The organism is Pseudomonas sp. LLC-1 (genome assembly GCF_002992185.1).
In the GTDB taxonomy this organism is placed as follows: domain Bacteria; phylum Pseudomonadota; class Gammaproteobacteria; order Pseudomonadales; family Pseudomonadaceae; genus Aquipseudomonas; species Aquipseudomonas monteilii.
This window is the reverse complement of the sequence record NZ_LUVY01000011.1, coordinates 35,884-50,411: the sequence shown is the minus strand read 5'-3', so window position 1 is coordinate 50,411 and position 14,528 is coordinate 35,884. Positions and strand designations below refer to the sequence as shown.

General features: G+C 63.7%; 12 protein-coding genes and 1 riboswitch. Of the genes, 10 read left to right on the top strand and 2 right to left on the bottom strand.

Annotated elements, in window-relative coordinates:
• Positions 1 to 145 precede the first annotated feature (145 nt).
• Positions 146 to 1,582: a TolC family outer membrane protein gene (locus A0O30_RS09740; protein WP_105946330.1), complete on the bottom strand. Its 1,437-nt coding sequence runs from the start codon at positions 1,580 to 1,582 to the stop codon at positions 146 to 148.
• A 160-nt stretch (positions 1,583 to 1,742) separates the two neighbouring features.
• Positions 1,743 to 1,849: riboswitch (TPP riboswitch) on the top strand.
• 154 nt (positions 1,850 to 2,003) lie between these two features.
• On the opposite strand from A0O30_RS09740, the gene thiC reads away from it, so the two are divergent.
• Together thiC and cytX are read left to right on the top strand one after the other, a co-directional pair.
• Positions 2,004 to 3,884 carry a phosphomethylpyrimidine synthase ThiC gene (gene thiC / locus A0O30_RS09735; protein ID WP_016712346.1) on the top strand — a complete coding sequence of 627 codons (1,881 nt, stop codon included), beginning with the start codon at positions 2,004 to 2,006 and terminating at the stop codon, positions 3,882 to 3,884.
• 144 nt (positions 3,885 to 4,028) lie between these two features.
• Complete coding sequence (cytX, locus tag A0O30_RS09730; protein ID WP_105946329.1) at positions 4,029 to 5,312, top strand: putative hydroxymethylpyrimidine transporter CytX; 1,284 nt, start codon at positions 4,029 to 4,031, stop codon at positions 5,310 to 5,312.
• Here the strand turns inward: cytX and A0O30_RS09725 are convergent.
• The gene (locus A0O30_RS09725) at positions 5,281 to 6,027 is read right to left on the bottom strand and encodes an RsiV family protein (RefSeq protein ID WP_016712344.1); all 747 of its coding nucleotides are present in this window, start codon (positions 6,025 to 6,027) and stop codon (positions 5,281 to 5,283) included. The two genes, cytX and A0O30_RS09725, sit on opposite strands and share 32 nt — an antisense overlap.
• A gap of 195 nt (positions 6,028 to 6,222) precedes the next feature.
• On the opposite strand from A0O30_RS09725, the gene A0O30_RS09720 reads away from it, so the two are divergent.
• The 8 genes from A0O30_RS09720 to parC all read left to right on the top strand — a co-directional run bounded on the left by A0O30_RS09720 (position 6,223) and on the right by parC (position 14,508).
• Positions 6,223 to 6,840: an NUDIX domain-containing protein gene (locus A0O30_RS09720; RefSeq protein WP_016712343.1), complete on the top strand. Its 618-nt coding sequence runs from the start codon at positions 6,223 to 6,225 to the stop codon at positions 6,838 to 6,840.
• Positions 6,831 to 7,283: a DUF1249 domain-containing protein gene (locus tag A0O30_RS09715; protein WP_016501905.1), complete on the top strand. Its 453-nt coding sequence runs from the start codon at positions 6,831 to 6,833 to the stop codon at positions 7,281 to 7,283. Before A0O30_RS09720 ends, A0O30_RS09715 begins: the two co-directional genes overlap by 10 nt.
• Before the next feature lies 1 nt (position 7,284).
• A complete protein-coding gene (gene cpdA, locus A0O30_RS09710; RefSeq protein WP_105946328.1) occupies positions 7,285 to 8,082 on the top strand; it encodes a 3',5'-cyclic-AMP phosphodiesterase in 798 nt (265 codons plus the stop codon).
• 110 nt (positions 8,083 to 8,192) lie between these two features.
• Complete coding sequence (locus tag A0O30_RS09705) at positions 8,193 to 8,801, top strand: YqiA/YcfP family alpha/beta fold hydrolase (protein ID WP_016712341.1); 609 nt, start codon at positions 8,193 to 8,195, stop codon at positions 8,799 to 8,801.
• 35 nt (positions 8,802 to 8,836) lie between these two features.
• On the top strand, positions 8,837 to 10,741 hold the full coding sequence (gene parE / locus A0O30_RS09700; RefSeq protein WP_016712340.1) for a DNA topoisomerase IV subunit B: 1,905 nt from the start codon (positions 8,837 to 8,839) through the stop codon (positions 10,739 to 10,741).
• Entirely contained in the window at positions 10,738 to 11,724 is a 987-nt protein-coding gene (locus A0O30_RS09695; protein ID WP_105946327.1) for an esterase-like activity of phytase family protein, read from the top strand. The genes parE and A0O30_RS09695 overlap by 4 nt, the downstream gene beginning before the upstream one ends.
• Positions 11,721 to 12,239 carry a TIGR02281 family clan AA aspartic protease gene (locus A0O30_RS09690; protein WP_105946326.1) on the top strand — a complete coding sequence of 173 codons (519 nt, stop codon included), beginning with the start codon at positions 11,721 to 11,723 and terminating at the stop codon, positions 12,237 to 12,239. The genes A0O30_RS09695 and A0O30_RS09690 overlap by 4 nt, the downstream gene beginning before the upstream one ends.
• A gap of 10 nt (positions 12,240 to 12,249) precedes the next feature.
• Positions 12,250 to 14,508, top strand: a complete 2,259-nt coding sequence (gene parC / locus A0O30_RS09685; RefSeq protein WP_016712337.1) for a DNA topoisomerase IV subunit A — start codon at positions 12,250 to 12,252, stop codon at positions 14,506 to 14,508.
• Positions 14,509 to 14,528: the final 20 nt, after the last annotated feature.

Sequence of the window (14,528 nt, the reverse complement as noted above, 5' to 3'; positions counted from 1 at the left end):
TTTCGCGGTCCTTGTGGGAGCGGCCTTGTGTCGCGAAAGGGCTGCAAAGCAGCCCCAGCAATTTGTGCATTTTCGCTGAAACCGTGGGGCCGCTTTGCGGCCCTTTCGCGACACAAGGCCGCTCCCACAGAGGGCAGTGCCAGTCTCAGGGGCGGCGCTCGAAGTTCTTGGCAGCAGCCGCAGCCAGGTCTGGTGGCAGGAAGTCCTTGTCCGGGTTGTAGTCGGGCTTCAGGTAGCGCTTGAGGTCCGCCAGGTCCTGTGGGCTCAAGGTGCCGGCCGCCTGCTTCAGGCTCAGGTTGTCCAGAATGTAGTCATAGCGGCTGTTGTTGTAATCCCGCACCGAGGTGTACAGCTGGCGCTGGGCATCGAGCACGTCGACGATGTTGCGGGTACCCACCTGGTAGCCGATTTCAGTGGCTTCCAGCGCGCTCTGGTTGGAGATGATCGACTGCTTGCGCGCCTGCACCTGTTCTACGTCGGTGTTCACCGCACGGTGCAGGTTGCGGGTGTTTTCCACCACTTGGCGGCGCAGGCTCTCGCGCTGCTGCTCGCTCTGGCTCAGGCGCTGGTAGGCCTCGCGTACCTGCGAGCTGGTCAGGCCGCCGCTGTAGATCGGAATGTTCAGTTGCAGGCCCACGCTGGTCTGCTCGACGTCGCCACCATAACGCACGTTCTGCTGCGGCGCCGGGTTGGTGAAACCGAGGCTGTCGTTGTCACCCTTCTGGTACTTGGCCACTGCATCCAGGGTCGGCGCATGGCCGGCCTTGCGCTGGCGCAGGGTTTCTTCAGCGGCGGACACCGCGTAGTTGGTGGCCAGCAGGTTGAGGTTCTGGCGCCCGGCAGTTTCGACCCAGGCCTTGGCGTCGTTGGGCGTTGGCACCTGCACCGGCAGGCTATGCACCACACCCTGAATCGAGGTGTATTCACGGTTGGTCAGGGTGACCAGTGCTTCAAAGGCATCCTGCACCTGGCGCTCGGCAATGATCCGGTTGGCCCGCGCAGTGTCGTAGCTGGCCTGGGATTGCAGCACGTCGGTCTTGTCCGACAGGCCCACATCGAAACGCTCGTTGGACTGGTCGAGCTGGCGCTTGAACGCGGCTTCTTCGGCCTTGGTGGCGGCCAGGTTGTCCTGGGCACGCAGCACGGCGAAGTAGTTCTGCGCAGTTTGCAGGATCAGGTTCTGTTCAGTGGCCGACAGCTCCAGCGCCGCCTGTTCGTTGACGGCCTCGGCTGCCTGCAACTGGAACCAGCGGTCAGCGCGGAAGATGGGCTGGGCCAGCGTCGCGCTCCATGAGTTACCGCTACGGTTGGAGGTGATGGAAGGCTCGTCCAGCTTGGTGCGGGTGTTCATCATCTCGGCGCCAGCCGACAGGTTGGGCAGCAACCCGGCGCGGGCCTGTGGCACCACTTCGCGGCGGGCGCCGTAATCGGCGCGGGCGGCGGCCAGGTCGGCGTTGTTGTCCACCGCTTCCTGGTAGACGCTGACCAGGTCGGTCTTCACTGTCGGGGGCACGTCCGCTGCCCAGACCACTCCGTTGGACGCACAAGACACGGCTATCGCCAGTGAGAGTTTGCGCAGCATAGAGGCAATCCTTGTACGAAATTTAATTACTGAACTGTTGAGTATCGGATGACGGGCCAGTGTAGTGCCATGCGCCCCCGGCAACAATCGCCTGGTGTGCCTTTCATCAACCGCGCATTTACCCGCTTGGCTTTGCCGACCACTCCAGTCTAGACTGCGCATGTTCTTGTCGGGGTGCCTTGAAGCAAAGGCTGAGATCGCAGAGGTGCGGATCCCGTTGAACCTGATCAGGTTAGCGCCTGCGTAGGGAACAAGATTGCTCGCCTTCCCGGGGAGCCTCTTGTGCCAGGTCCGGGAATGTCGCAGCTGCATGCAGCTTCAGGCACCCCCATATCCGGCACTGCACCCATCATGGGTGCGTCCGCGCCATTCAGGTTCACCCCGACATTCCACTGCTAGGAAGCCGTCTGGAGAGCCTGTGATGACCAAACAAGAAAAAGCGATCAACCTCAGCGAATCGGCACAAGTCGATCAGCAGTCCGTGCAACCGTTCCCGCGTTCGCGCAAGGTGTATGTCGAAGGCTCGCGCCCGGACATCCGCGTGCCCATGCGTGAAATCAGCCTGGACGACACCCCGACCGATTTCGGTGGCGAAACCAATGCCCCGGTGCTGGTCTACGACACCTCTGGCCCGTACACCGACCCCAACGTGATCATCGACGTGCGCAAGGGCCTGGCCGACGTGCGTTCGGCGTGGATCGACGCCCGTGGTGACACCGAGCGCCTGGACGGCCTGAGCTCCGATTTCGGCCAGCAGCGCCTGAACGATGCCGAACTGGCCAAGCTGCGCTTTGCCCACGTGCGCAACCCGCGCCGCGCCAAGGCCGGCGCCAACGTCTCGCAGATGCACTATGCCCGCCAGGGCATCATCACCGCCGAGATGGAATACGTGGCCATCCGCGAAAACATGAAGCTGCAAGAGGCCCGCGCCGCCGGCCTGCTGAAAGAGCAGCACGCCGGCCACAGCTTCGGCGCCAACATCCCGAAAGAAATCACCCCCGAATTCGTCCGCCAGGAAATCGCCCGTGGCCGCGCGATCATCCCGGCCAACATCAACCACCCGGAAGTGGAGCCGATGATCATCGGCCGCAACTTCCTGGTGAAGATCAACGGCAACATCGGCAACAGCGCACTAGGGTCCTCGATCGAGGAAGAAGTGGCCAAGCTGACCTGGGGCATCCGCTGGGGTTCGGACACGGTCATGGACCTGTCCACCGGCAAGCACATCCACGAAACCCGCGAGTGGATCATCCGCAACTCGCCGGTGCCGATCGGTACCGTGCCAATCTACCAGGCGCTGGAAAAGGTCAACGGCGTGGCCGAAGACCTGACCTGGGAGCTGTTCCGCGACACCCTGATCGAGCAGGCAGAGCAGGGCGTGGACTACTTCACCATCCACGCCGGCGTGCTGCTGCGCTACGTGCCGCTGACCGCCAAACGTGTTACCGGCATCGTCAGCCGTGGTGGCTCGATCATGGCCAAGTGGTGCTTGGCGCACCACAAGGAAAACTTCCTGTACACCCACTTCGACGAAATCTGCGAAATCATGAAGGCCTACGACGTCAGCTTCTCGCTGGGCGACGGCCTGCGCCCTGGCTCGATTGCCGACGCCAACGACGCCGCGCAGTTCGGTGAGCTGGAAACCCTCGGCGAGCTGACCAAGATCGCCTGGAAGCACGACGTGCAGTGCATGATCGAAGGCCCGGGCCACGTGCCGATGCAGTTGATCAAGGAGAACATGGACAAGCAGCTGGAGTGCTGCGACGAGGCGCCGTTCTACACCCTCGGCCCGCTGACCACCGACATTGCACCGGGTTACGACCACATCACTTCGGGCATTGGTGCGGCGATGATCGGCTGGTTTGGTTGCGCCATGCTTTGCTACGTCACGCCCAAGGAGCACCTGGGCCTGCCGAACAAGGATGACGTGAAAACCGGCATCATCACCTACAAGATCGCCGCGCACGCCGCCGACCTTGCCAAGGGCCACCCGGGCGCGCAGATTCGTGACAACGCCTTGTCGAAGGCGCGTTTCGAGTTCCGTTGGGAAGACCAGTTCAACCTGGGCCTGGACCCGGACACTGCCCGTGCCTTCCACGACGAGACCCTGCCGAAGGAATCGGCCAAGGTCGCACACTTCTGCTCGATGTGCGGGCCGAAGTTCTGCTCGATGAAGATCACCCAGGAAGTGCGTGAATACGCCGCCAGGATCGAGACCGTGGACGTGTCGGTCGAAGAAGGCATGCGCGAGCAGGCCGAGCGGTTCCGCCAGGAAGGCAGCCAGCTGTACCACAAAGTCTAAGTCGCAGCGCCTTACCCTGTGGGAGCGGGCGTGCCCGCGAACAAGGGCGAAGCCCTTGCCAGGCGCCGCGGTGCTTGCTTCGCGGGCACGCCCGCTCCCACAGGGTGCTGTGTGCAACCCCTAATTCTTTTGGCGAACATAACAATGACCACCCCCAGCCAGTTTTCCCCCGACCACCCGGTCCCCACCCACCAGCGCATCTTCGGTGCCCGCGACCTGTTCTCGCTGTGGTTCTCCCTCGGCATCGGCCTGATGGTGCTGCAGGTCGGCGCCATGCTGGCCCCCGGTCTGGGCCTGGCGGGCGCAGTGCTGGCCATCGCACTGGGCACCGGTGTGGGCGTGCTGTTGCTGGGGGCTGCCGGTGTGATCGGCAGCGACACCGGCCTGTCGGCCATGGGTACCCTGAAACTCAGCCTGGGCAGCCACGGCGCGCGCCTGCCGGCGCTGCTCAACCTGCTGCAACTGGTCGGCTGGGGCGCCTTCGAGATCATTGTCATGCGCGATGCCGCCAGCCTGCTGGGCGCGCGCGCCTTCGGCGAAGACAGTGCCTGGAACAGCCCGATGCTGTGGACCCTGTGCTTCGGTGCCCTGGCCACCTTGCTGGCAGTGAGCGGGCCACTGGCCTTCGTGCGCAAGGTGCTGCGCGCCTGGGGTATCTGGTTGCTACTGGGCGCTTGCGTCTGGCTGACCTGGAACCTGTTCGCCAAAGCGGACCTGGCCGATCTGTGGAGCCGCGCCGGGGACGGCTCGATGTCGCTGGCGGTAGGCTTCGACATCGTCATTGCCATGCCGCTGTCCTGGTTGCCGCTGATCGCCGACTACTCGCGCTTCGCCCGCAACGGCAAGCATGTCTTTGGCGGCACGGTAGTGGGCTACTTCATCGGCAACACCTGGCTGATGAGCCTGGGTGTGGCCTACACCCTGGCCTTCGCTGCCAATGGCGAGGTCAATGCCCTGCTGCTGGCCCTGGCGGCCGCCGGCATGGGTATTCCGCTGTTGCTGATTTTACTGGACGAATCGGAAAAGGCCTTTGCCGACATCCATTCGGCGGCCGTGTCCACGGGTGTGCTGGTGCCTGTGAAGGTCGAACACCTGGCCTTGGCCATTGGCGTGCTGTGCACCCTGATCGCTTTGCTGGCGCCGCTGGCCCAGTATGAGAACTTCCTGCTACTGATCGGCTCGGTGTTCGCGCCGCTGTTCGGCGTGGTGCTGATGGACCACTACGTGGTGCGTCGCCGCCGCCTGCCGGCCCAGGTGGGTGGTTTGCACTGGCAGGCGCTGCTGGCCTGGGTGGTGGGTGTGGCGGCTTACCATGTCATCGCTACACAAGCGCCGGACTTCGGGGCGACCCTGCCGGCACTGGTGCTGGCAGGGCTACTGCACGGGCTGTTGAGCCTCAGCCGCGGCCGGGAAACAGTTCAGGCTTGAGCACGCCATTCAGGCGCGGGTAAGGGATCTTCAGCTCTACGTGGCCCATGGAATAGGGCGCGATGGCGTAGACCTCATACTTGACCACGACTGCGCCGTACGTCAGGGCGATGTGCGGCGATTTCTTGAACGGCCAGGTTTTGACGAACTCGGCGTCCTTGTCCATGCCCACGCTCATCAGCCAGGCCCGGTGCGACTCTTCGACAGTTTTCCAGAAGGTGTCTTCCTGGCCGGGTACCAGCATGTCCTGCAGGGTCAGCACCTTGTCCAGCTTGCGCGAATAGTTGATGAAACCGCGCCCCGGCATGCCGTGGGCACCACCGCTGTCCAGGTAGCTGGACAATTCGATGATCACCAGCCCGTCATGCTGCTCGCGTACCTTGGCTTGCAGATAGCTGCTGTTACGTTTGTCGGCACTGGCCAGGTATTGCTGCTCGTAGGCCTGCAGGGTGCTCGGCGCGGTGCCATGCTGATTGTCTTCGGTCAGTTGCAGCAGGCGTTTTTCGACGATGGCGTCCAGCTTTGGCAAGGCCGGGAAGTGGACCATGTCGATGTTCACCAGCGGGCAGTCGCTTTCGCTGCAGCCGGGCTTCACGTGCTCCCAGGCGTCGCGCTTGACCTCGAGCGGGGCCCGGTAGTTGGGCGTGAACAGGCTCTGGCAGGCGCCCAGAGCGAGTGCCAGCACGGCCACGGAAGTCAGTTTGACAAGTGTCATGATGATCCTTGCAGAACAGGGAAAAGTCGGCCTTTGACCGTCTGCGCGGCCTTCAGTTCGCCACTAAGCTAACAGAGTGAAGACCTGCTGTCCCGAGTGCGCCAGCGGTTGGCGGAAAGGGATGAAACCGGCAGGCGTGCAGAGTAGGATGGCGCGATGCAGTACCAGGCGGTTGATGTAGCAACGAGGATTTCCATGTCAGACACATTGAATTCGGTGCCCAAGGCGGTCGAGATCGTCAAGCGGGCCAACTGTTTCCAGGGCTTCTACAAGCTCGACAAGGTGCACCTGCGCCACGAGCTGTTTGCCGGAGGCATGGGCCGCGAGATCAGCCGCGAACTGTTCGTGCGCCACGATGCAGTGTGTGTACTGCCTTACGACCCGTTGCGTGATGAAGTGGTGCTGATCGAGCAGTTTCGCGTTGGCGCCATGGGCAAGATCGATAACCCCTGGCTGATCGAGATGGTCGCCGGGCTGATCGACAAGGACGAACAACCCGAGGAAGTTGCCCACCGCGAAGCCGAAGAAGAAGCAGGCCTGACGTTCACTGCACTGTGGCCGATGACCCGCTACTTTCCGTCGCCTGGTGGCAGTGACGAATACGTTCATCTGTTCCTTGGCCGGTGCAGCAGCGAGGGTGCGGGCGGCCTTCATGGCCTGGAAGAAGAGGGCGAAGACATTCGCGTGCGCGTGTGGTCGTTCGAGGACGCCTTGCAGGCCGTGCGCGACGGGCGTATCTGCAACGCGGCGACCATCATCGGCCTGCAATGGCTGGCGCTGAACCGCGACGAAGTACGAGGTATGTGGAAGTGAACCTGCTGCGCGAGCGCTATCGAGTCGATCTGGTCGGGCTGCAGGCAGCCTGCGAGGCCAACTACGCCCGGCTGATGCGCCTGTTGCCCGACATGCGCACCACCCAGAGCTCGCGCCGTATCGGCATGACCCAGGGTGACCAGATGCTCGGTGTGCTGGTGCTCGACGTGGTGCTGGCCTGCCCGTACACCACCACTCTGCATGTCCGCCAGGAACACAGCCTGCCGTGGCTGCCTGTGCCGCACCTGGAAGTGCAGGTGTACCACGATGCGCGCATGGCCGAAGTGGTCAGCGCCGAACACACGCGGCGCCTGCGCAGCATCTATCCGTACCCTAACGAGGCCATGCATCAGCCGGACGAAAAGGCCCAGCTCAACCTGTTCCTCGGTGAATGGCTGAGCCATTGCCTGGCTTGCGGTCACGAACTGGCAAGTGTTCGCTGACATGCGGGCAGACCTGACGCGCCCTGTGCATGTGGTGCAACTGACCGACGCTCACCTTTTCGCCGATCCGGCCGGCAGCATGCTGGGCCTCAAAACCCGTGACAGCTTGCGCCATGTGGTGGCCCAGGTGCGGCGAGAGCAACCGCTTGTCGACTTGCTGCTGTGCACGGGTGACCTGTCCCAGGATGCCAGTGTTGCCTCTTATGAAGCGTTTCGTGAGCTGACCGCGCCATTTGCCGTGCCCACCCGCTGGTTGCCGGGCAACCATGATGAAGCCCGGGTCATGGCCGAAGTGGCACCGGAGCTGGTGCAGGCGGTGACCGATATTGGCGCGTGGCGCGTGGTCATGCTCAACACCGCCGTGCACGGTGCAACCCACGGGTTTCTGGAAGATGGCCAGCTGGCGGTGCTGAAAGCCGCCTTGGAAGGCGCAGGTGAGCGGTATTGCCTGGTGTGCTTCCACCATCAGCCGGTGGACATCGGCTGCGCCTGGATCGCGCCGATCGGCTTGCGCAACGCCCAGGCACTGTTCGATATCGTCAAGGCTTATCCACAGGTGCGGGCGTTGCTGTGGGGGCATGTGCATCAGGAATGGGATGAAGTACGCGATGGCCGGCGCCTGCTGGCCACGCCGTCGACCTGCATTCAGTTCGCGGCGCGCAGTGAGGATTTCCAGGTGAGCGAGGAACACCCAGGTTACCGCTGGTTGCGCCTGCATGCCGATGGGCGGCTGGAGACCGGGGTAGAGCGGGCGCTGGATTTCGATGTAAAGCTCGACTTCGATAGCCCAGGGTATTGAAGAATTTGTTGCTAAAACCCCGAAGCGGCGTCAAAACCCGGCGAACGCGCTACACTGCGCGTCCCTGCGCCCGCATCATCAGGCGCAACGCCACAGTTTCCGGGGGCAGCATGTCGGGTTCCATCCTCTATATCCATGGCTTCAACAGCTCGCCGCTTTCCACCAAGGCGCGCCAGCTCGAAGCCGTGATGCAGCAACTGGGGCTGTCGGCCCAGCTACGCGTGCCTGCCTTGCACCACCACCCGCGCCAGGCCATCGCCCAGCTCGAAGCGGCTATCGCAGAACTCGGTGCGCCATTACTGGTGGGCAGCTCGCTCGGCGGCTACTATGCCACCCATCTGGCCGAGCGCTATGGCCTGAAAGCGCTGCTGGTCAACCCGGCGGTAACCCCGCACAAGCATTTCGACGGTTACCTGGGCACCCAGCGCAATCATTACAGTGGTGAAACCTGGGAGCTGACCCACGATCACGTGAAGGCCCTGGCCGAGCTGGAAGTACCGGCCCCGGTCGATGCCAGCCGCTATCAAGTGTGGCTGCAGACCGCCGATGAAACCCTGGACTATCGCCACGCCGAGCACTATTACCGTGCATGTGCCCTGCGCATCCAGGCCGGTGGCGACCACAGCTTCCAGGGCTTCGCCCAGCACCTGCCGGCACTGCTGGCCTTCGCCGGCATTGCCCGCGGGCAGTATGCGGCGCTCGACTTTTCTGTATTTTGACTTTTTTGCACTCACCAGACTGACGAAGAGACCCTATGGCCAATCCCAGCGCTAGCGCCTATAACGCAGACGCCATCGAAGTCCTCTCGGGCCTTGACCCGGTCCGCAAGCGGCCGGGCATGTACACCGATACCAGCCGCCCCAACCACCTGGCCCAGGAAGTCATCGACAACAGCGTCGACGAAGCCCTGGCTGGCCACGCCCGTTCGGTGCAGGTCATCCTGCATGCGGACCACTCGCTTGAAGTCAGCGACGATGGCCGCGGCATGCCCGTGGACATCCACCCGGAAGAGGGTGTGTCCGGGGTCGAGCTGATCCTCACCAAGCTGCACGCCGGCGGCAAGTTCTCCAACAAGAACTACCAGTTCTCCGGTGGTTTGCACGGTGTGGGTATTTCGGTGGTCAACGCCCTGTCGACCCAGGTGCGTGTGCGCGTCAAGCGCGACGGCAACGAATACCAGATGACCTTTGCCGATGGCTTCAAGGCCAGCGAGCTGGAAGTGGTTGGTTCGGTCGGCAAGCGCAACACCGGCACCAGCGTCTACTTCAGCCCTGACCCGAAGTACTTCGACTCGCCCAAATTCTCCATCAGCCGCCTCAAGCATGTGCTCAAGGCCAAGGCCGTGCTGTGCCCGGGCCTGCTGGTCAGCTTCGAGGACAAGGCCAGCGGCGAAAAGGTCGAGTGGCACTATGAGGACGGTTTGCGCTCTTACCTGGTCGATTCGGTCAACGAGTTCCAGCGCCTGCCCGACGAGCCGTTCTGCGGCAGCCTGGCCGGTAACAAGGAAGCCGTTGACTGGGCACTGCTGTGGCTGCCAGAGGGCGGCGACAGCATCCAGGAAAGCTATGTCAACCTGATTCCGACCGCCCAGGGCGGTACCCACGTCAACGGCCTGCGCCAGGGGCTGCTGGATGCCATGCGCGAGTTCTGCGAGTTCCGCAACCTGCTGCCGCGGGGGGTGAAGCTGGCACCGGAAGACGTCTGGGAACGCATCACCTTCGTGCTGTCGATGAAGATGCAGGACCCGCAGTTCTCCGGGCAGACCAAAGAGCGCCTGTCTTCGCGTGAAGCGGCAGCGTTCGTTTCCGGCGTGGTCAAGGACGCCTTCAGCCTGTGGCTCAACGCCCACCCCGAGCTGGGCATGCAGCTGGCCGAGCTGGCCATCAGCAATGCCGGACGCCGCCTCAAGGCCAGCAAGAAGGTCGAGCGCAAGCGCATCACCCAGGGCCCGGCACTGCCCGGCAAACTGGCTGATTGTGCCGGCCAGGACCCGATGCGTGCAGAGCTGTTCCTGGTCGAGGGTGACTCGGCCGGTGGCTCGGCCAAGCAGGCGCGGGACAAGGAGTTCCAGGCGATCCTGCCGCTGCGTGGCAAGATCCTCAACACCTGGGAAGTGGACGGTGGCGAAGTCCTGGCCAGCCAGGAAGTGCATAACATTGCCGTGGCCATTGGTGTTGACCCCGGTGCCACCGACCTTGCGCAACTGCGCTACGGCAAAATCTGCATCCTCGCCGACGCCGACTCTGACGGCCTGCACATTGCCACGCTGCTGTGCGCGCTGTTCGTTCAGCACTTCCGGGCGTTGGTCGAGGCCGGGCACGTGTATGTGGCCATGCCGCCGCTGTACCGCATCGACCTGGGCAAGGAAATCTACTACGCCCTCGACGAAGCCGAGCGTGACGGCATCCTCGATCGCCTGGTGGCCGAGAAGAAGCGCGGCAAGCCGCAGGTCACCCGCTTCAAGGGCCTGGGCGAGATGAACCCGCCACAGCTGCGCGAAACCACCATGGACCCGAACACCCGGCGCCTGGTGCAGTTGACCCTGGATGACGTGCAGGCCACCTGCGAGCTGATGGACAAGCTGCTGGCCAAGAAGCGCGCCGGCGACCGCAAGAGCTGGCTGGAAACCAAAGGCAATCTGGCCGAGGTCATGGTTTGATTCGGCAGTTTCTTGCCGTTTGCCTTGCGCTGGTTGCCCTGCCGAGCCTTGCGGGCAACTGGCCCGAGCTGAAGCTCAGTGCCGAACACCCGATCGACGGCATGCGCGGTGGCAACCTTTCGGGCCTGGTGGAGTGCCGGGGCGGGCTGTGGGGCGTGTCCGATCGCGACGACGACCGAATCTACCGCTTCGACCAGCAAAACCCGACCTGGCGCGCGCAACCGCTGACCTTCACCCCCCCATCGCCGCCGGAAAGCGGCCTGCCGTGGGGCCTGAAGTCGCGCAACTGGGCGGCGTCGTACATTCGCGGAGGCGAGCTGGACTTCGAGGGCATCACCTGTGATCAGGCGGGTAACCTCTACCTGGCCAGTGAAGCCCATGCCGCCGTCTTGCAGTTGCCCGTGGACGGCGAACCGGACTGGTTGAAAATCGATCCGGCCATGGTCCGCCAGGCCCGCGCCAGCGGTATGCTGCTGAACTTCAATGCACTGTTCGAAGGCCTGGCGATCAACCCGGCGGGCGACCGCCTGTGGCTGGCGGCCGAGCGCGAGCGGCGTGGCCTGGTAGCCATCGAGCGCCAGCAATCGGTGTGGACTTGCGGGCGCAGCTGTGTGCTGTTGAGCGAGGCCGGGGTCGAGATGCAGCCGGCGCAAATGCCCGATGCCCGAGCGCTTTCGCGCGATTTTTCCGATCTGGCCTGGTTCGAGGGCAAGCTGTTCACGCTCGAACGCAACGCCTACCGGGTGTGCCGGCGTGATGTCGACAGCGGCAAGGTCGAGCGTTGCTGGTCGTTTGCAGCAGATGCCCTGGTGGAGTCGCGCCGCTACGCGCAACCGTTCGGTCTGGCCGAAGCGCTGGTAATCGATGCCAAGGGCGCCTGGATCGGCCTGGACAACAACAACGGCGCCCGCGCCGATGGCGAAACCCGCCCGATCGTCTGGCGTTTCGAAGCGCCGGAAGGCGGCTGGAGCGCCAAGCCATGAGCCAGACGCCGGGCAAGCGCGCGGGCAGGGTGCTGATGGTCGTCGCCTGGGCGGCGGCACTGTTTCTTGCCACCCGCTTTTTCGGCCAGTGGGAAGACAGCCAGCGTAACCCCAACACCCAGGTGCAGTCCGAGCATGGCGAAGGCTTTATCGAGGTGCGGCTGCTGAGCAATGGCCAGGGCCATTTCGTGGTGGATGGTGCCATCAATGGCCAGGTGGTGCATTTCATGCTCGATACCGGGGCCACCGATGTGGCGATTCCCGAGGCGTTGGCCCGGGACCTGAACCTGGAGCGGGGCAGCCCGGTACTGCTCAGCACCGCCAACGGCCGCACCGAAGGTTATCGTACGCGCCTGGCCAACCTGCTGCTGGGCGATATCCGCCTGCAGGATGTGCGCGCCACCGTGGTGCCTGGGCTGGAAGGGCAAACCGTATTGCTGGGCATGAGTGCCCTGAAACAACTTGAATTTACCCAGCGCGGCGGCACCATGCTGCTGCGCCAGAACCTGAAATGACGAGGCCCGCATGAGCGACTCACTGGAACTCAGCCTGGACGGCGTAGAACGCCGCTCGCTGGCTGACTTCACCGAACAGGCCTACCTCAACTATTCCATGTACGTGATCATGGACCGCGCCTTGCCGCATATCGGCGACGGCTTGAAGCCGGTGCAGCGACGCATCGTCTACGCCATGAGCGAGTTGGGGCTCGATGCCGATGCCAAGCACAAGAAGTCGGCGCGTACCGTCGGTGACGTGCTCGGTAAGTTCCACCCCCACGGCGACTCGGCCTGCTACGAGGCCATGGTGCTGATGGCGCAGCCGTTCAGCTACCGCTACACCCTGGTCGACGGCCAGGGCAACTGGGGTGCGCCGGACGATCCGAAGTCGTTCGCCGCCATGCGTTACACCGAGGCGCGCTTGTCGCGCTACGCCGAAGTGCTGCTGAGCGAAGTCGGCCAGGGCACCGTCGACTGGGTGCCGAACTTTGACGGCACCCTGCAGGAGCCGGCCGTGCTGCCCGCGCGCCTGCCCAACATCCTGCTCAACGGCACCACCGGTATCGCCGTGGGCATGGCCACCGACGTACCGCCGCACAACCTGCGTGAAGTGGCCAGCGCCTGTGTGCGCCTGCTCGACGAGCCAAAGGCCACCATCGAGCAGCTGTGCGAGCACATCCAGGGGCCGGACTACCCGACAGAGGCCGAGATTGTCACGCCTCGGGCGGAAATCCTCAAAATGTACGAGAGCGGCCGTGGCTCGATCCGCATGCGTGCCGTGTACCGCGTCGAAGATGGCGATATCGTCGTCACTGCGCTGCCGCATCAGGTTTCCGGGGCCAAGGTGCTGGAGCAGATCGCCGCGCAGATGCAGGCCAAGAAGCTGCCGATGGTCGCCGACCTGCGTGACGAGTCGGACCACGAGAACCCGTGCCGCATCGTTATCATCCCGCGTTCCAACCGCGTGGATGCCGACGAACTGATGCAGCACCTGTTCGCCACCACCGACCTGGAAAGCAGCTACCGGGTCAACGTCAATATCATCGGCCTTGATGGCCGGCCGCAGTTGAAGAACCTGCGAGCGATATTGGTGGAGTGGCTGGAGTTCCGCACCAACACGGTTCGCCGCCGCTTGCAGCACCGCCTGGACAAGGTCGAGAAGCGTCTGCACCTGTTGGACGGTTTGCTCACCGCGTTCCTCAACCTGGATGAAGTGATCCATATCATCCGTACCGAAGAGCACCCCAAGCAGGCGCTGATCGAGCGCTTCGAGCTCACCGAGATTCAGGCTGACTACATCCTCGAGACCCGCCTGCGGCAGCTGGCACGCCTTGAAGAGATGAAGATCCGCGGCGAGCAGGACGAGCTGCTGAAGGAGCAGGCCAAGCTGCAGGCCTTGCTGGGTAGCGAGGCCAAACTGCGCAAGCTGGTGCGTAGCGAACTGATCAAGGATGCCGAAACCTACGGCGACGACCGCCGCTCGCCGATTGTCGAGCGCGCCGAAGCCAAGGCGCTGTCGGAAAACGAACTGATGCCGACCGAGCCGGTTACCGTGGTGCTGTCGGAGAAGGGCTGGGTGCGTTGTGCCAAAGGCCACGATATCGACGCTACCGGCCTTTCCTACAAGGCCGGCGACGGCTTCAAGGCCGCTGCGGCCGGGCGTTCCAACCAGTTTGCCGTGTTGATCGACTCCACTGGCCGCAGCTACTCGCTGGCCGCTCACAGCCTGCCATCGGCGCGCGGCCAGGGCGAGCCGTTGACGGGCCGCCTGACGCCGCCACCGGGGGCGACCTTCGAATGCGTGCTGCTGCCGGATGACGATGCACTTTATGTGGTGGCATCGGATGCCGGTTACGGCTTTGTGGTCAAGGGCGAAGACCTGCAGGCCAAGAACAAGGCCGGCAAGGGCCTGCTCAGCCTGCCCAACGGGGCCAAGGTCATGACCCCGCGCCCGGTGGCCGACCGCGAGCAGGACTGGCTGGCGGCAGTCACCACCGAGGGCCGCTTGTTGGTATTCAAGGTCAGCGACTTGCCACAGCTGGGTAAAGGCAAGGGCAACAAGATCATTGGCGTGCCGGGCGACCGGGTGGCCAGCCGTGAAGAATTTGTCACTGATCTGGCCGTGATTCCCGAAGGTGCAACCCTTGTATTGCAAGCCGGCAAGCGTACCCTATCTCTGAAAGCGGACGACCTGGAGCATTACAAGGGCGAGCGCGGACGGCGGGGCAGCAAGCTGCCGCGCGGCTTCCAGCGCGTCGATGGGTTGCAGGTGGAAGTACCGGCTTAACCGGTAGAAATGTCTGGAAC